This window comes from Streptomyces sp. NPDC047072, from assembly GCF_040643855.1.
GTDB lineage: Bacteria > Actinomycetota > Actinomycetes > Streptomycetales > Streptomycetaceae > Streptomyces.
This window is the reverse complement of the sequence record NZ_JBEYVC010000004.1, coordinates 56,803-74,271: the sequence shown is the minus strand read 5'-3', so window position 1 is coordinate 74,271 and position 17,469 is coordinate 56,803. Positions and strand designations below refer to the sequence as shown.

General features: G+C 74.4%; 13 protein-coding genes and 1 pseudogene. 7 read left to right on the top strand and 7 right to left on the bottom strand.

The features are described 5' to 3' along the window. Positions 1–72 precede the first annotated feature (72 nt). Positions 73–612, top strand: a complete 540-nt coding sequence (locus ABZ896_RS02930) for a DUF4232 domain-containing protein (protein ID WP_360920885.1) — start codon at positions 73–75, stop codon at positions 610–612. On the opposite strand, the gene ABZ896_RS02925 is transcribed toward ABZ896_RS02930, so the two are convergent. Further along, positions 593–1,717 (bottom strand): DUF2786 domain-containing protein, encoded by a 1,125-nt coding sequence (locus tag ABZ896_RS02925; protein ID WP_360920882.1) that lies wholly within the window; start codon positions 1,715–1,717, stop codon positions 593–595. The two genes, ABZ896_RS02930 and ABZ896_RS02925, sit on opposite strands and share 20 nt — an antisense overlap. 80 nt (positions 1,718–1,797) lie before the next feature. On the opposite strand from ABZ896_RS02925, the gene ABZ896_RS02920 reads away from it, so the two are divergent. Together ABZ896_RS02920 and ABZ896_RS02915 are read left to right on the top strand one after the other, a co-directional pair. After that, a complete protein-coding gene (locus ABZ896_RS02920) occupies positions 1,798–2,526 on the top strand; it encodes a Clp protease N-terminal domain-containing protein (RefSeq protein ID WP_360920879.1) in 729 nt (242 codons plus the stop codon). Between the two features lie 252 nt (positions 2,527–2,778). After that, positions 2,779–4,473: a bifunctional 3'-5' exonuclease/DNA polymerase gene (locus ABZ896_RS02915; protein ID WP_360920876.1), complete on the top strand. Its 1,695-nt coding sequence runs from the start codon at positions 2,779–2,781 to the stop codon at positions 4,471–4,473. On the opposite strand, the gene ABZ896_RS02910 is transcribed toward ABZ896_RS02915, so the two are convergent. From ABZ896_RS02910 to ABZ896_RS02890, 5 genes are all read right to left on the bottom strand, one after another. Beyond that, entirely contained in the window at positions 4,474–8,394 is a 3,921-nt protein-coding gene (locus tag ABZ896_RS02910; protein WP_360920873.1) for a BTAD domain-containing putative transcriptional regulator, read from the bottom strand. 362 nt (positions 8,395–8,756) lie between these two features. Beyond that, entirely contained in the window at positions 8,757–9,650 is an 894-nt protein-coding gene (locus ABZ896_RS02905; RefSeq protein WP_360920870.1) for a glycosyltransferase, read from the bottom strand. A 943-nt stretch (positions 9,651–10,593) separates the two neighbouring features. Next, on the bottom strand, positions 10,594–11,022 hold the full coding sequence (locus tag ABZ896_RS02900; protein ID WP_360920867.1) for a DUF3052 domain-containing protein: 429 nt from the start codon (positions 11,020–11,022) through the stop codon (positions 10,594–10,596). Positions 11,023–11,400: 378 nt separating this feature from the next. Further along, positions 11,401–11,595, bottom strand: coding sequence for a hypothetical protein (locus tag ABZ896_RS02895; protein ID WP_360920864.1), 195 nt, complete (start codon positions 11,593–11,595; stop codon positions 11,401–11,403). A 99-nt stretch (positions 11,596–11,694) separates the two neighbouring features. Next, complete coding sequence (locus ABZ896_RS02890; RefSeq protein ID WP_360920861.1) at positions 11,695–12,144, bottom strand: DUF5707 domain-containing protein; 450 nt, start codon at positions 12,142–12,144, stop codon at positions 11,695–11,697. Positions 12,145–12,449: 305 nt separating this feature from the next. Between ABZ896_RS02890 and ABZ896_RS02885 the strand changes: the two genes are divergently transcribed. The 4 genes and pseudogenes from ABZ896_RS02885 (at position 12,450) to ABZ896_RS02870 (ending at position 16,337) form a co-directional block, all read left to right on the top strand. After that, positions 12,450–14,867 (top strand): histidine kinase, encoded by a 2,418-nt coding sequence (locus ABZ896_RS02885; protein ID WP_360920858.1) that lies wholly within the window; start codon positions 12,450–12,452, stop codon positions 14,865–14,867. Then, a pseudogene (locus tag ABZ896_RS02880) lies at positions 14,864–15,548 on the top strand (response regulator transcription factor). Before ABZ896_RS02885 ends, ABZ896_RS02880 begins: the two are co-directional and overlap by 4 nt. Positions 15,549–15,580: 32 nt before the next feature. Further along, positions 15,581–15,868: a hypothetical protein gene (locus ABZ896_RS02875; RefSeq protein WP_360920855.1), complete on the top strand. Its 288-nt coding sequence runs from the start codon at positions 15,581–15,583 to the stop codon at positions 15,866–15,868. Positions 15,869–15,914: 46 nt separating this feature from the next. After that, entirely contained in the window at positions 15,915–16,337 is a 423-nt protein-coding gene (locus ABZ896_RS02870; protein ID WP_360920852.1) for an insulinase family protein, read from the top strand. 142 nt (positions 16,338–16,479) lie between these two features. On the opposite strand, the gene ABZ896_RS02865 is transcribed toward ABZ896_RS02870, so the two are convergent. Continuing rightward, entirely contained in the window at positions 16,480–17,325 is an 846-nt protein-coding gene (locus tag ABZ896_RS02865) for an alpha/beta hydrolase (RefSeq protein WP_360920849.1), read from the bottom strand. Positions 17,326–17,469 lie beyond the last annotated feature (144 nt).

Here is a 17,469-nt window from a genome sequence, read left to right as displayed (position 1 = left end):
CGGCGAACGTCGGCACGCGCGCGTGCGTGATGATCCTCGCAGTCGACCGCTCCCCACCCAGAGGAACCCCAGATGCGCGCCGCCCCCCTCACCGTCACCGCCGTCGCCGCGGCCCTGCTCCTGACCGCCTGCAGCGACGGCGACAAGGACAGCACCGCCGACGGCTCCAGCGCGAGCCCCAAGAGCGGTACGTCCTGCACGATCGACACGGTGGACCTGGAGGTCGGTCCGGCCAATGTGGCCCCCGCCGCCGGGGACACCGGCAACATCCCCGTCACCCTCACCAACCAGAGCGCGAAGTGCACCCTGGAGGGCTTCCCGACGGTCGACCTGAACGCGTCCAAGGGATCGACCAGCGTGACGAGCGACAAGGCCGCGCAGCCCCAGAAGCTGACCCTGGCCAAGGGCGACACCGCGACCTTCACGATCACCTACACGCGCGGCAAGGCGGGCGGCGCGGACACCTTCGACGCGCAGACGCTGAACATCGCCCTGCCGGGTGACGGGGCGTCGAAGAGCTACAAGTGGACGTACGGTCCCGTCCAGGGCGAGAGCGGGAACGCCGAGGTCCTGGAGGCCTCCGTGGACGCGTTCACTCAGGCCGCGGACTGAGCCGGGACCGGTGCGCGACCTGCGCCCGGTCCGCCGCCCGTGACCCCTCGGTCCAGCCCGCCTCGTCGCTGACGCCCCGCAGCCGGGTCGTGGTCGTCCGCGGGAACATGCTCTCCGTCCGGCCGGTGACCGCGACCTCGCGGGAGGCGAGGACCGGCAGCAGGTCGTCGGTCACCGAGGCCTCGGCGGCGGCGCGCAGCCGGCCGCCGACCCGGTGGGCGTAGGCGGCGAGGAAGGACTGGCGGAACGTCTTGGTGCGCTTGCGGCCGCCCGCGCGCTGCGCCGCCTCCGCCTTCGCCAGGGCGGACTGCGCCTGTACGAGCAGCGAGGTGTACAGCAGTTCGACGGCCTCCAGGTCGCCCTCGAAGCCGACCACCGTGGAGAAGGCGAACGCCTCGTTCCACACCGCCCGGCAGTGGTTCGCGGTGGCGACCGCGTCCAGCAGCACCGCCTTCGCCTGCTCGTACGGCGGTTCGACCCCGATCCGGCAGGCCCCGGGCGCGTCCGGCGCGGGCGCCCGGGCGTCCAGGAGCGCCTCGTCGACGCTGTGCCGGGCCATCAGCTCCTGCGCCTTGGCGGTGAGCGCCTCCGCCTCCTCGGGATAGCCGGTCGCCTCCGCCTTGGCGAGCAGCGCCCGGATCCGGCCGAGCATCCGGGCGTCCCCAACCGGCCGCGCCTGCCGGGGCTCCTCCAGGGGTTCCAGCGCGGGCAGGGCGAGCAGCAGGCGGTACAGCTCCAGTACGGCGGTGGCGTGCGCGAAACGGTCCAGGCGCGGTGGGTCCGCCTCCGCCAGCTGTGCGAGCTGGGCGGCCCAGCGGTGCCCGCGCCGGCGGTCGTCGGAGGCCTGCGCCCGGATCAGCCCGGTGACGAGGCCGACGTGCGTGTCCTCCAGCTCCCGCCGCACCAGTCGTACGACATCGGCGGGCTGCCAGCCGCGCCGCCAGGCCTGCGCCACGAACTCCCGCCCGCGCCGGGCCAGTTCGGCGTCCGCCGCGGGGTCCGAGGCGAGGAGGGAGGCGCCGGTGTCCAGGGCGGTGTCGTCGGCGGCGTACAGGGCGGCGCGGAAGGCGCGGTCGACGGTGTCGGTCGTAGGGCTGCTGCTCACCCGGCGATCGTCTCACCCACGACCTTTCGACATGTCAACCTCGGGTTGACACCCCCTTGATGTCAACCTAAGGTTGACACATGTCGACGAACCCGAACATCACGTCATCCGTGCGTCTCGACGACCTCATCGCGGCCATCAAGAAGGTGCACGACGAACCCCTCGACCAGCTCCAGGACGCGGTGATCGCCGCGGACCACCTCGGGGAGGTGGCCGACCATCTGATCGGCCACTTCGTGGACCAGGCCCGGCGTTCGGGCGCGTCCTGGACGGACATCGGCAGGAGCATGGGCGTCACCCGGCAGGCGGCGCAGAAGCGGTTCGTGCCGAAGGACTCGGCGGAGCCCGGCGCGCAGGACTTCAGCCGGTACACCACGCGCGCGCGGAACGTGGTGATGGCCTCCCACAACGAGGCCGTCGCCGCGCGCAGCGCCGAGGGCCGGCCGGCGCACCTGGTGCTCGGTCTGCTCGCCGAGCCGGAGGCGGTGGCCGCCAAGGCGATCACCGCGCAGGGGGTCCTGCTCGACACGGTCCGCCAGGCCGCGACCGAGGCCCTGCCGCCCGCGGTCGAGGACGCCCCCGAACTGGTCCCCTACGGCTCCGACGCCAAGAAGGTCCTGGAACTCACCTTCCGCGAGGCCCTGCGCCTGGGCCACAACTACGTCGGCACCGAGCACCTCCTGCTCGCCCTCCTGGAGTTCGAGAACGGCGAGGGCATCCTGTCGGGCGTGGGCATCGAGAAGGCCCCGGTGGAGGCGGAGATCGCGAAGGCGCTGGCGGGGTACGTGCGGGAGCGGGGCGAGGGGTAGGGCTGGAAGCGGGTCGACTCGGCGGCGGGGCAAAGGCTGGAGGCGGGGCGAGGGCTGGAGGGTCGGCCGGGGCGGCGCCGAGACCGGGGCGGAGGCCGGCCGTTTCGGGGTCGGGGTCAGGGCCGGAAGCCGGTCGCGTCGGCGGCGGGGCAAAGGCTGCAGGGTCGGCCGGGGCGGCGGCGGGGCGCGGCTGGAGGCGGGTCGCGTCGGCGTCCGGGGGCGTTGTCAGAGCCTGGTGTCACACTCGCTTTCATGACCGACCGCTGGGCTCTCGCCGCGGCCGAGGACGGTGGCGTGGAGATCGCCCCCCTCGGTCCGGACGGGCTGCCCGCCGGGCCGGTGGTGCGGGAGCGGGACCTGGCCGAGGCCGTGCGGGGGCGGCCGGAGGTGGCGCGGTGGGTGTGGCGGTCCACCGCCGAGGTCCATCCGCGCCTGCTCGCCGCGGGGGTGCGGGTGGAGCGGTGCTACGACGTCGAGGCCGCGGAGACCCTCCTCCTCGGCCACGAGGGGCGGTACGGCGAACCCCGCTCGGCCGCCGCCGCGCTGGCCCGGCTGCGCGGCGGCCCGGTCCCGGCCGACCCGCCCCTGCGCTCCGCCGAGCCCGGCTCCCAGTCCTCCCTCTTCGAGCCGGAGTCCGTGCACGTCCCGCTGGCCGACCTCCTCGCGGTCTACGCCGACCAGCAGCGACGGCACGACGCCACCGCGCACCCCGACCGCATGCGCCTGCTCACCGCCGCCGAGTCCGCCGGGACCCTGGTGGCCGCCGAGATGAACCGCGCGGGGCTGCCGTGGAGCGCCGAGGTGCACCGGCAAGTCCTGCACGAACTGCTCGGCGAGCGGTACGCCGGCGGCGGCGAGCCCCGGCGCCTCGCGGAACTCGCCGACGAGGTCTCCGCCGCCTTCGGCCGCCGGGTGCGGCCCGACCTGCCCGCCGACGTCATCAAGGCCTTCGCCCAGGCCGGGATCAGGATCAGGTCGACCCGGCGGTGGGAGATCGAGTCCCTCGACCACCCCGCCGTGAAGCCGCTGATCGAGTACAAGAAGCTGTACCGCATCTGGGTCGCCCACGGCTGGTCCTGGCTCCAGGACTGGGTGCGCGACGGCCGCTTCCGCCCCGAGTTCCTGGCCGGCGGGACCGTCTCGGGCCGCTGGGTGACCAACGGCGGGGGCGCCCTGCAGATCCCCAAGGTGATCCGGCGGGCGGTCGTCGCCGACCCCGGCTGGCGGTTCGTCGTCGCCGACGCCGACCAGATGGAACCGCGCGTGCTCGCCGCGATCTCCCGCGACCCCGGGCTGATGGAGGTGGCGGGGCGGGCCACCGACCTCTACCAGTCCGTCTCCGAGCGGGCCTTCTCCGGCGACCGCGCCCAGGCCAAGCTCGCCGTGCTCGGCGCGGTCTACGGCCAGACCTCCGGCGACGGCCTCAAGAACCTCGCCGCGCTCAGACGCCGTTTCCCCAAGGCGGTGGCGTACGTCGACGAGGCGGCCCGCGCCGGTGAGGAGGGGCGGCTGGTGCGGACCTGGCTCGGCCGGACCTGCCCTCCGGCGGCGGGCGCGGGCGACGGCGGGGAGGAGGCGGGCATGCCGCAGGACGAGCCGGCGGAGCAGGCCGCCTCCACCGAAGAAGGCTGGATGCCGGGTTACGCCTCCTCCAACGCCCGCGCGCGGGGCCGCTTCACCCGTAACTTCGTCGTCCAGAGCAGCGCCGCGGACTGGGCCCTGTTGTTACTGGCCGCGCTGCGGCAGGCCTGTGCGGACATGGCGGCCGAGCTGGTCTTCTTCCAGCACGACGAGGTGATCGTGCACTGTCCCGTAGAGGAGACGGAGGCGGTCGTGGCGGCGATCGGGGAGGCGTCCGGGCTCGCGGGGCGGCTGACGTTCGGGGAGACGCCGGTGCGGTTTCCGTTCACGACGGCGGTGGTGGAGTGCTATGCCGACGCGAAGTGATCAGACCTGGCCGGGGGGTTCCGAAGCGAGCAGGTCCCGGAGTTCCGCCAGGAGCGCCTTCTCGTCCGTGCCGTCGAGGGCGTCGAGAGCGGCACGCCAGGCGTCGTACGCCTCCTGCGGGCGGCCCTGTTCGCGCAGCAGGAGACCGTGCTGGTGGCGGGCGAGGGCGCCGGTGTAGCGGTCGGCGCGGGCGTCGGCGCGGCGCAGCAGCTCCGCGCACTCGGCGCCGGCGGCCTCGGTGTGGCCCAGCAGGCGCCGGGCGCGGACCAGGCCGAGCCGGGCCTGGGACTCGCCGTGCCAGTCGCCGAGGCGGCCGAGGCGGCCGAGGATGCGCAGGCTCTCCTCGAAGTGGCCGACGGCGGCGGCCGGTTCGCCGAGGCGGAGGTGGGCGTAGCCGATGGTGCAGTGCGCCGCGTGCTGGAGGGCCGCGCTGCCGATCTCCTCGCCGATCGCGAGCGAGCGCCGGTGCTGCTCCCTGGCCAAGCACGGGTCGGTGTGCTCGTACAGGTTGCCGAGGTGGCTGAGGGTCACGGCCTCGCCGAAGGGGTCGTTCAGTCGGCGGGAGAGGCCGAGGCTCTGGCGCAGGGCCTCGCCCGACTCGGTGTACCGGCCGAGGCCTTCGAGGAGCAGGCCCCGGTTGTTGAGGCAGCGGCGCATCCAGGAGACCGCGCCGAGCCGCCGCCAGATCGCCAGCGCGCGGTCGTTGAGGGCCAGGGCGTCGCTGTGCCGGCCGGTCAGGTGGTGCAGGCCGGCGAGGTCTCCCAGGGCGTACCCCTCGGCCACCTCGTCGCCGAGCCGCCGGGCCAGCTTCAGGGCGGTGCGGCCGAGGAGTTCGGTCTCGGCGACCCGGCCGCTGCGCTGGAGGAAGGGGGCGAGCAGACGCAGCAGGGTGGAGACATGGGCGGCGGTGCGGTCGTCGGGGGCGTCCGCGTGCCGCTTCGCCAGGGCGACGATGTTCTCCAGCTCCGCCGCGCACCAGGCGAAGGCCTTCTCCGCGGAGGGGAAGGGCGCGATGGCGAGCACGTGGGCCGCGTGCTCGGGCGGCTGCGCGGTGGTCGGGCGGCGGCGGTCGTCCTGGTCGAGACCGGGTTCGACGATCGCGGTCAGGGCGCGTTCGGCGACGGCCGCGTACCAGCGCAGGGCGGTGCGGGCGAGGTCCGGGGCGTGCCGGGCGTCCGTCAGTTCGCGGGCGTAGTCGCGGACCAGGTCGTGAGGGGCGTAGCGGCCGTACGCCGTCTCCTCCAGGAGCGCCACGTCGACCAGGCGGTCCAGCGCGTCCTCGGCGCGGGTCTCGTCGGTGCCGAGGAGACGGGCGACCAGGGGGACCCCGTAGTCCGGCAGGTCGAGGGCGCCGATGCGGCGCAGGGCGAGCGCGGCGTCGCGGTCCGAGCGGCGGCCGGAGGCGGCGAGCGCGTCGTGGGCGACGGCGAGGGAGCGGCGTACGGACAGGTCGTCGTACTCCAGGTGGTGCAACCGGTCCTCGGTGGCGGCGAGTTGGTCGGCGAGGACGTCGGGGGTGAGGGCGCGGCGGGCGGCGAGGCGGGCGGCGACGACGCGGAGGGCGAGGGGGAGGCGGCCGGTGAGTTCTATGAGGGGGTGGGTGGGGGCGATGTGGTGGGGGGTGTCGGTGGGGGTGTCGGCGTTGGTCGTGTTGACGTTGGTCGTGCCGGTGGGGTTGGCGGGAGTGTGTGGGGTGGGGGCGTTGCCGGAGGGGTGTGCGGTGGCGTGGGCGTGAGGGGCGGGGGGCGTGGGGGTGTCGGCTTCGCGGCCCGATGCTCTGCGGATGAGTTCCGCGCTCTCCTCCGCCGTGAGGGGGGCGAGGGGGAAGCGGTGGACGCCGTCGAGGGCGGTCAGGGGGGAGCGGCTCGTGACGATCACCGCGCAGCCGCCGCCGGCGGGGAGCAGCGGACGTACCTGGGCGGCGTTCGCCGCGTCGTCCAGGAGCATGAGCGTGCGGGTGGGGGCGAGCAGCGAGCGGAGCAACGCGGCCGCCGCGTCCTGGTGTTCGGGGATGGTGCGGGGGTCGGCGCCGAGGTCCCGGAGCAGGGCGGTGAGTGCCTGGGCCGGGGTGAGGGGGGTCATGCCGGGGGTGGCGCCGTGCAGGTTGACGTACAACTGCCCGTCGGGGAAACGTTCCCGCAGGCCATGGGCGACGTGCAGCGCGAGCGCGCTCTTGCCGACGCCGGCCATGCCGCTGAGCAGCACGACGGAGGGGCGGCCGACGGGGTCCAGGGCACGGCGGAGGTCGTCACGGGTGGCGAAACGGCCCGTGAAGTGGCCGGGTGGGGGCGGGAGTTGGGCGGGACGGGGTGGTCGTAGGGGGGTGGGGGTGTCGGTGTGGGGTTGGGGTTGCGACTGGAGCTGGGGCTGCGATTGGGGTTGAGGTTGCGATTGGGGGTGGGGGTGGGGGTGGGCGGGATCTTCGCGCGTAGCGGTGTGGGAGACGGGGGTGGGGGGTGCCGGGTCGGTGGGTGGGAGGGGGATGGAGGGGGCGGTCGGGGTCGTGGGCGTGCCCGGGGTCGTGGGCGTGCCCGGGGTCGTGGGCGTGCCCGGAGTCGTGGATGCGCCCGGAGTCGTGAGCGTGACCGGAGCCGTGGGCGTGACCGGAGCCGTGGATGCGCCTGGGCTCGTGGGCGTGCCCGGAGTAGTGGGTGCGCCCTGGGTCGTCGGTGTGGTCGGGGCTGCGGGTGTTGTCGGGTTCGCGTGCGCGTCGGGAGCTGACGGGCTGTCCGTGGGGGGATTCGGGGGCGGGTTTGGAGCGGTGGACGGGTGCGCGGCCGCCGAAGCCGAAGCGGTGGCTCCCGCGCCCGCGCCGGTACCCGCAGCCGCACCCCTGCCCGCACCCTCACTCACGTCGGCCGGTACGCCCGCGTCCGCGTCCGTAGCCGCACCCGCCCTCGAAGCCGAGCCCTCCCCCACAGCCGCACCCGCGCCCGCGCCGGCACCCGCGGCCGCGCCCCTGCCCGCACCCGCACCCGTGCCCGCGGCCTCACTCACGTCAGCCGGTGTGCCCGCGTCCGTAGCCGTACCCGCCCTCGCCGCCGAGCCCTCCTCGGTAGCCGCACCCGGCACCGAACCCGAGCCCTCCCCCACAGCCACCCCCGCCCTCCAAGACGTGTCCTCCGTCGGGCGATGGAGCGGTAGCGGAGTCGTTCCCTCTCGGAGTATCTCCACGTGGGCCTCGCGGACCGCGGGGCCCGGTTCGACGCCGAGTTCCTCGACCAGGCGGGTGCGCAGGTCACGGTGGACGGCGAGGGCCTCGGCCTGGCGGCCGGTGCGGTGGAGGGCGAGCATCAGCTGGCGGTGGTACGCCTCACGCAGCGGGTGCTCGGCGGCGAGCGCGGCGAGTTCGGGGACGAGAGCGGCCGGCCGCGCCCCCGCCACGGCCAGCTCGGCGTCGTAACGCCACTCCAGGAGGAGCAGGCGCGCCTCCTCCAGGCGCTGCACCAGCGCGTACCCGGCGAGTTCGGACGGCAGTCCGCCGAGGGGCGCGCCCCGCCACAGCGCGAGGGCCGCCGCGCAGGCGTGCACGGTGCCGCGCCAGTCGCCGACGGCGTGCGCGGAGCGGGCGGTGGCGGCCTGGGACTCGAAGACCTGGACGTCCAACTCCCCCGGCTCCACCCGCAGCAGATAGCCGGGGCCGACCGCGCGCAGTCGCCCGGGGTCGTCGAGGAGCCGGCGCAGCCGGGAGACGTGGTTGTGGAGGGAGGCCTGCGCGGAGGCGGGCGGAGTGCCGCCCCACAGCGCTTCCTTGAGCGACTCGGCGGAGACCACCCGGCCGGCTTCGAGCAGCAGCGCGGCCAGCAGGAGCCGGAGTTTGCGGCTGCCGACGACCTGCACACCGGCGCCGCCCTGGCCGTCGTAGAGGATCGGGGGCCCGAGCAGTCCGAACCGCAGTCCCGGCTGCAGCCCGCGCCCCATCACGCCGCCCACTTCTGGCGGATTTCCGCCCTCTGTACGGCGGTTTCCCGCCAGTCTCCCGGCACCGGTCGCTGCCGGAAGCCGCTGCCGTTCCGCGCTCGCCCTTTCGGGGCCGTCGGTTTCACGCCAACCGGCGCGCAACAAAACGTAGAAGCGCTGGCCACATGTTAGCGATTTGTTGGCGCGACCTGATGTGATCACTACATCGGATCCGGCCCAGAGGGTGCGCGCGTGCTACGCGCAACTCGGGGGAGTGTCGCCGTCGAGGCCGGATCCGGGGGACGCGCGAGGGTCCCGGTCGGTGGAGGTGAACGACCGGGACCCTCGTCCCGTACCTGGTCGCGCCCGGTCCGGGCGGTGGGTCAGATGACCGGCGGGCGGCCCAGCCGGGTCAGCCGCCAGACCGTTCGCCATCGCATCGGCCGGCGTTCGCCGGCCGGTTGCCGTACGCCCTCGACGAATCCGGCGAACCAGGCGCGCAGCCCGTTTCCGGACCGGGTCCGCGCCAGGGTGAGCAGGGTCCAGACGCCGAGGTGGAGCGGGATGAGCGGCAGCGGGAGCCGGCGGCGCACCAGCCAGACGCGGTTGCGGGCGTTGACCCGGTAGTAGATGGCGTGCCGGGCGGGCGAGGTCTTGGGGTGCTGGAGCAGCAGCTCGGGCGCGTAGAGGATGCGCCAGCCGCGGTCGGCGGCCCGCCAGGCCAGGTCGGTCTCCTCGTGGGCGAAGAAGAACTCGGCGGGCCAGTCGCCGGTTTCGTCGAGCATCGCCATCCGTAAGGCGTGGCCGCCGCCGAGGAAGCCGGTGACGTAGCCGCCGCGCAGCGGGTCGGAGGCGCCGACGCGGGGGATGTGCCGTTGCTGGGTCTCGCCGTGCTCGTCGGCGATGCGGAAGCCGACGATGCCGAGGCGGTCGTCGGCGGCGAACAGGTCGCGGACCCCGCGCAGTACGTCGGCGTCGACGAGGCGGCCGTCGTCGTCGAGTTCCACGACGATGTCGGTGTCGCCGAACTCCCTGAGGCGGGCCAGCGCGACGTTGCGGCCGCCGGGGCAGCCGAGGTTCTCCTCGACGTCGATGGTGGTGACCTCGCCGGGGAGGTCCGGGCGGCCGGAGAAATCGGGGAGGCGGCAGCCGTTTCCGACGATCACGATGCGGTGGGGGGCGACGTCCTGCTTGGCGACGGAGGTCAGCAGCGCGTCCACCTCGTCGGGCCGGTTGCCCATGGTCACCACGGCGACGGCGATCCTCGGCGCGCCCATGTCCCCACCCTTCGTCCCGCCCCCGACCCGCCTTCATCCCAACAGGCCTCAACCGCCGCGATGCTAGCCGTTCACGGTGAGGACTTCTCAGGTATGGGGATGTGGGGGTGGGGTGGAGGGGGTGAGGTAGGCGGGGGGGTGAGGTAGGCGGTGGGGTCGGGCGGGGGGCGCGGGGGCGGCGGGTTGGGGGGCCGGGGGCGTGGGGTGTGGCGGGTGGGGCCTCGGGTGTGGCGGGTGGGGGGCGTGGGTACGGCGGGTGGGGCCTCGGATGTGGCGGGTGGGGGTCCGGCGCCATGGGGGGGCGGCGGTTGGAGCCCCAGGCTGTGGCGGGTGGAGGGCCGAGGCGTGCAGCGGGTGGAGGACCCGGGGGCCATGGGGGGGCGACGGTTGAGGCACCAGGGTGCGGTGGGTGGGCGGCCAGGGTGCGGCGGGTGGAGGACCGCGGAGTGCAGCGAGTGGAGGGCCAGGGGCCATGGGGGGGCGACGGTTGAGGCACCAGGGTGCGGCGGGTGGGCGGCCAGGGTGCGGCGGGTGGAGGACCGCGGAGTGCAGCGGGTGGAGGGCCGGGGGCTATGGGGGCGGCGGTCGGGGCCACGGGGTGCGACGGGTGAGGGCCCCAGGGTGCGGCGGGTGGAGGGCCAGGGGCTATGGGGACAGCAGTCGGGGCCACAGGGTGCGACGGGTGAGGGCCCCAGGGTGCGGCGGATGGGGGCCGCGGAGGGCGGTGGGTGGGGTGCGGGCGGAGGCTGGCGGAGTACGGCGATGGGGGCTGGTCGGGTACGGAGATGGGGGCGCCGGCGCGGGTCAGGCTCGCCGGTTCTTCCTGCGTCGTACGAACTTCAGGCCCCCGGCTCTCCTTGCGTCGTACGAGCTTCAGGCCCGCCGGTTCTCCCTGGGCCGTACGAACCTCAGGCCCCCCGGTTCTCCCTGCGCCACACGAACTTCAAGCCCCCCGATTCTCCCTGCGCCGTACGAACTTCAGGCCCGACCAGTCCTCTCCCAGCGCCGCGACCTTCACGTCCACGACGCCGAGGGGGAGGAACAGGTCGCGCAGGGTGTTCTCGGTGATGTCGCTGACGTGGCCGGCGGCCTTGCGGGGCCAGGCGATCCAGAGGGCGGCGTGGTCGGCGAGGGCGGTGACCAGCGCGGGCGCCTCGGCGGACAGTCGTGCGCGTTCGCGATGGAAGGCGAGGGTGACGTCCGCGTCCTGGGGGCCGCCGGGGGCCAGGTCGCAGCCGTCGGGGAGGCCGGGGATGTGCCAGTCGGCGGGGGCGCCGTCGAGGCGAACCCGGTGCCCCGGCTTGATGCCGAGCTTCTTGGCGAGGGGGGTGCCGGAGTATCCGGCGCCGGCTGCCGTCCCGGTCCCTGTCATTCGGCACCTCCACTCATTCCGTCCGTACCTCCACGGCCCGGTCTGGTTCCGCCGATTCCATCGTGACGGCTGGAGCGGGCGTTGTCCGCTCGGGCGGGGAGTGGTCGTCGGGCGAGGAGTCGGTCGCCGGACAGGGAGCCGCCGGTCGGGCGAAGAGGGAGGCGGGCCCGGGAACGCCCGCGCCCCCCTCACCCGTGCCACGCCCGCGACATGCCCCCTCGCCCGTGCCACGCCCGCCCTCGCCTGGGGAACGCCGTGGCCCACCGCCCTCGACCGGGGGCCGCCCGTGGCCACCCACCCTCGCCTGGGGACCGCCCGTGGCCACCCACCCTCGCCTGGGGACCGCCCGTGACCCACCCGCCCTACCTACCTACCTACCTACCGCACCAGCCGCGCAACCAACGTCACCAGATCCACCAGGACCTGCAGCCACGGCCGGACCTGCTCCGCGCGGCGGCCGAACCGTCTGCGCCAGGTGCCCGGCCGGATGTCCTCCCGGCGCCGCACCGTCCTGTCCCGTACGCGGTGCAAGGCCCTGGCCCGGCTCGTCCCGATGCGCTTGTGTCGCCTCATGTCCGGACGTCAACCGCACCGGAATCGAGGACGCAGGGCAGCGGACCGGTAAACAGGGCGCGGCGGACGACGCCCGGCACAACCCGGCGACGACACGCCTCAGTTGCGGACCTCGAACGTCGTGGCGTCCGGCAGGAACTTCGTGTCGCCGTCCTCCGCCGTCGCCAGCACGGAGACCTGCCAGGTACCCCCGGCCAGCTCGGCGGCCTCCTCCTTGCTGAACTTCACGGTGTAGGTGCAGCGCGCCGTCTCGTCCGACACGCTCTCGCACGTGGCGCTCTCCGCGGACCGCAGCTCCGCCTCGGTCGGGTCGAGCTTCGAACTCACGGGCCAGGCAAGGACCTTGAGGCCGCGGGCACCGGAGTCGTCGCTCACGTCCGCGGTGAGGGTGACCGAGCCCTCGAAGCCGCCGGACGGTGCGGTGTAGCGGGCCGAGCTCTTCGCCACGGTCAACTCCGTGGCGGCGGACGCGATGGCGAGCCCACCGGCGGTGATGGCGCCGACAGCGGCGACGGCGACGACGGACGAGACGACGATGCGCTTGGACATGGGAGACCCCCGTGATGAGTGTGTTGTTGAGAGACATCGCGGTGAAGTACCGCTGCGAGAGGCGGTGTTGCCCCGCCCTCTCGATGTGATCGAGCCTATGGCGGGCCCCCTCGCCGAGTCCTCGGGCCGCAGAACGATTGCCGCGTCGAACCAGGGATAGAGAGCACCCGCCGGGCGTCCGCCCTCAGTCCGCCCTCGGTCCGCCCCCGGTCCGTTCTCCGCCCGTCTGCAACCCCGGTTAGAGACCGGAATCCGACTCCGGCGGGAGTCGGTGCGCCCCTCCCCCGCCCTAGCCTTGACCTGCTATGACCTTCACGAACCGAACCCAGGACGACCGGCTGCTCCCGGCCCTGCTGATCTGCGCCCAGGCGATGCTGTGGCCCGGCGCGGACCTGGTCCGCGGTTCCGTCCCGCGCGCCTCCGCCCTGCTCGTGGCGGCCCTGGTCGCCGGCCTGGTCGCGGCCGCGCTCGCCCTGCGCCGGACCCGCCCGGTGACCGCCCTGGTCGTGGTCGCCGTCGCCTGCGCGCTGGGCGCCGGACCGCTGCCCGCCGGCGCGACGGCGGTGCTCGGCACGGTGGGCGTCGCGCTCGCGCTCTTCACCGTGGCGACCGAACGGGACGCGTTCACCGCCGTGTTGAGCACGGTGGCCCTCGCCCTCTGGCAGCTGCTCCAGGGCGTCACCCTGCACGGCCTCAGCGACCGCGACGGTCTCGACCTCGTCCTGACGGCCCTGTTGTACGCCACCGCGTGCGGCGCCGGTGCGGTGGTACGGCGTCGGCGTCGCGCCCGACAGGCCGCCGAGGCCCGCCTGAAACGGGCCGAGGCCGAGCGCCACCGGCTCCCGGCGGTCGAACGGCGCCGTATGGAAAGGGAGTTGCACGACGTCAGCGCCCACCATCTGACGGCCGTGGTGGTCACCGCCGGTGCCGCCCTCGGCCTGCGCGAGCGGCGCCCCGAACTCGCCGCCGAGGCACTGGAGTTCGCCGCCGACACCGGCCGCGAGGTCACCCGCGCGCTGAGCGCCGTACGCGCACCGGCCCCGTCGCGGGAGGAACTCCCGTCCCCCGAGGAGCGGTTGCTGTCCCTGGTCGCCGGTTTCCGGCGGCTGGACCAGAGGATCGGCTGCGAGATCGACCCGCTGCCCGAGGGCGCGCTCGCGGACGCGGCGTACGGCATCGTGCGCGAGGCGCTGACCAACGTGGCCCGGTACGCGCCCGGGGCGCCCACGACGGTGCTGTGCCGCTACGGCGACACCCGCACGGACGTCGTGATCACCAGCGGGCCGCCGCCGGCGGGCACGGTGGCCCACGGCGCGGACCTCGGCGGCGGCCGCGGCCAGGGCTTCCTGCGGTCCCGGGCCCGCGAGTTGGGGGGCACCCTGGCCACCGGCCCTACGGCGGACGGCGGTTGGGAAGTACGGGCGGCCCTCCCCGGCCGTACCACCGCCTCGGTGGACGCGTCACTCCCCCGCGGCTACCGGCTGGCGCAAGTCGCGGCAGCGGTGGGCCTGATCACGCAACCCCTCCTCCCGGCCCTGGTGATCCGCACGGACGACATGTCCGCCGGACCGCAGGTGTCGGCCGGGGTCCTCTTCGCGCTGCTCGCGGCGGCCCAGGCGGTGGCGCTGCTGTGGCTACGCCGAGCACCGCGCATGTCGTACGGCGTGCTGCTCGGGTCGGCGCTGCTGTGGCCGGTGGCGATGGCGGTGGGCGACTACGGCGGGCCCGCGGCGCTCCCACCCGCGCTGAGCCTGTTCGGGACGGGGGTTGCGGTGGCCGTGGGGGCGGCCGGGGCCGCGGGGCGGGACGGTGCGGAGGCCAACCGGGTGGATACGGCCGGCAGTTCCGCCGCCTCGTCCCCGCCCGAAGTCCTCCCGCACGGGGACCACGGCACGCGCCGCCGTCTCCCCGCCCTCCCGCACGGGACGCCCCGCCGTCTCCCCACCCTCCCCCTCGCCGCCGCGGCCGTCCACGCGACCGCCCTCACCGTCGCCGTACTGCACCGCGGTACAACCACCCCTGTCTGGGCGGTAGTTGTGGCGGCGACCGCCGGCGCGGCCCTCGTGATCGCCGCCGCGCACTGGGCCGGGGCCCTGCGGGGGCGGCGTGACCGGGCTGCGCACGGCGTCCGCGACGCGCGGCTCGCCGCCTGGACCGAGGAGGCCGTGCGGGAGGCGTGGGCCGAGCGTCGCCGTATCGCCACCGGCCTGGAGACCACCGTGTTGTCGCGGACCGCCGACATGGTCGCGGTGGCGGAGGCGGGCCGCCTTGAGGTGACGGCGGACCGCGCCCGCGAGGCGCTGGCGGCGATGCGGGCCCTGCTGGACACGGTCCGGGAGGCCGACGCCGATCCCGAACTGCGCCCGCAGCCCACCCTCCAGGCCCTCGACCTGCTCGCCCACCAGTGCCGGGCGACGGGCCGCGAGGTGGAGATACGGCTGACCGACCGCGTCCCGGAACGGCTCCCCATCGCCGTGGACCTGGCCGCCTACCACGCCGCCGAGACCCTGCTCACGACCGGCGGCGAGGACCCGGCGCTGCTCCGACTCGACGCGGAGGGCGGTACGTTGACGATCACCGCCACCGGGGTGCGGGGGACCGCCGTACGGGACCGGCTGACCGCACGGGTCGCACCGCTCGGCGGCACCGTGTCCACCACGAGCGCGCCCGACGAGGTCCGGCTCCGGCTGCCGCTCGCGAAGCCTGCGGAGGAAGAGCTATGAGCCTCAAGGTGCTGGTCGTCGACGACCAGGGCGTCGTACGGGCGGGTTTCGCCGCCGTGATCGACGCCGAGGAGGACATGACGGTCGTCGGTGAGGCGGCCGACGGGGCCGCCGCGGTACGTCTCGCCGAGGAACTGGCCCCCGACGTGGTCGTGATGGACGTACGCATGCCCGAACTGGACGGCATCGCCGCGACCCGGATCATCACCGGCCGCGAGAACGCGCCGCGGGTCCTCGTCCTGACCACCTTCGACCTCGACGCGTACGTCTTCGACGCGCTGCGCGCCGGCGCCTCCGGTTTCCTCCTCAAGGACGTACAGCCGTCCGAACTGCTGCAGGGCATCCGGGTGGTGGCCACCGGTGAGAGCGTGCTCGCCCCGTCCGCGACCCGCCGCCTCATCGGCCACTACGCCTCCGGCACGGGCGCCGGTTTCCGCTCCGGGCAGGCCCCCGCGCGAACTGGACACCCTGACCGCGAGCCAACGCGGCGTCCTCGCCCTGGTCGCGGCCGGCCTCAACAACACGGAGATCGCCGCGGAACTCGGCATCACCGTGGGCACGGTGAAATCCCACGTGAACGCCATCCTCCGCAAACTCGGCCTGCGCGACCGTGTCCAGGCGACGATCCTCGCCTACGACCTCGGCCTGGCCCACCCCCACCCGCCGGGCCTGCACCTCTGACGACCTCTGTCCCCCACCCAAGGACCTCACCCGTGACAGCTCTGCGCAAGGCGCTCACCACCCCCGCCGCCCTCGTCTACCTGGCCCTCTGCGCCGCCCTCACGATCTGGGCGGTGGTCGTGACCGCCACCGACACCACGGACGAGTCCATGGCGGGCGTCATCCCCCTCCTCGCCACGGCCCCGCTCAGCCTCGTCTTCCTGGCCCTCCCCGACGGCACCCCCATGCTGATCCTCGCCCTCGCCCTCGGCGCCCTGACCAACGCGACCTTCATCGGCTGGTGCGCCCGAACACTGCGCCGCGACAACGACTCCCGCTGACCGAAAGAGCCCAGCGGGTGATCGCATCCAGCCCGCTGCCCGGACGGTGCAGGGCCACCGAGCGTGCTCCGTCCGGACAGGTCCGCACGGCGGGATCCGCGACGAACCGCCGGGGCAACCCGAGTGCGCGCACTTCACCGAGCATGCCTTCTTCGCGGGCAGCGCGCGGTTCCCGACCGCGGCCGTGGTCACCGAGGTCATCGGTGCGCTCAGCGCGGTCGTCGACACGGTGACCCACCGCGACCACACGCCCTTCCCCTTCGGCGGGCGGGGCGGTGCTCGAACTCCTCGGCGACCTACGGGGAGACGGACCGGCAGCGCGTGGTCCGGGAGTTGGCGGGTCTCGCCGTCTACGGGGGCACCCCGGCCGGACGTGCCCCCCTGCGCGATCCGGACGTCGTCGACCGGTCACTGCCGAGGCTGCTGGGCCGTGCCCGTGGCCGCCGGCTGTCTGCTTCGGTCACCGTGACATGCGGTGCATGCGCCTGTTCCACACGGTCCTCGGGGCCAGCGCGCGGGACGCATCAGCTGCCTGTACCGGGCGGCGCCTCCTGGTCGCCTCCTGGAGGGGCTCCGCTCCCCGGCTCCGGCCGTAGCCCCACCGGGATCGGTCAGTGCGCCGAGTTCGCCGCCGCGACGATGGCACGGTTGACCGCTTCCGGGCTGATCGCCGGAACGTCATGGCCCGAGCGGGTGTAGGTGATGTGGGCGCCCACTCGCTCGGCCCCGAACTTCTGGGCGGCCGTCGGGACGGCGTGGTCCTCGGTCGATATGACCGCCCACTTCGGCGTCTTCGCCGGCGGATTCACCGTGGCCTTGTCGGTGAACGCCGACAGGGCGACCGGCTCCTGCGTCACCGAGGCGGCGGAGAGGGCCGACTTCGACAGCCCGTTGCCGTACACGGTCCCGAACTTGTCGGCCTTCAGGTACACGTCGGTGTCACCGTCGGGCAGCGGAACGGTTCGGAAGTTCTGCGCGACGAGCTGCGACCCCGGGAACTGTCCGATCAGGGAGCCGGCGGTTTCTCCCGCCTTCGGGATGAGAGCCGCCACGTACACGAGGGCCCTGACCTTCGACGTCTTCGCGGCGACCTGGCTGACGACCTCGCCCGCGTAGGAGTGGCCGACCAGTACGACGGGACCCTCGACGGCCTTGACCTGTGCCTCGACGTAGGCGCTGTCGAAGGCGAGGCCGCGCAGCGGGGTGTCGATCGCGAGGACCGGGTAGCCGTGGCGCCGCAGGTATCCGATCTCGCTGCTCCAGCTGGAGGAGTCGGCGAACGCGCCGTGGACCAGGACCACGGTCGGCTTCGCGCGGTGCGCCGGCTGCGAGGTGGCCGCGTGGTCGTTCGCCGTGTCCGTGACGGCGCTCGCGGTCGTCACGGCCAGCGAGGCCACGACCGCGCCGCTCACCAGTCCGGCAGCCGCCAGCGTCTTGATTCGAGCGGTGGAATTCATGGGGTGTTGTTCCTCTCGGGTTTTCGATCCGAATCGGCAGGGAAGCGGCGTGGACCGCGCGGATACGGAAACCGTATTTGTTGCGGCCCGCGGCGCTTCGCAGAATCGACTATGGCGGCCGCTCCGGCGGAAGGCTAATGCCAA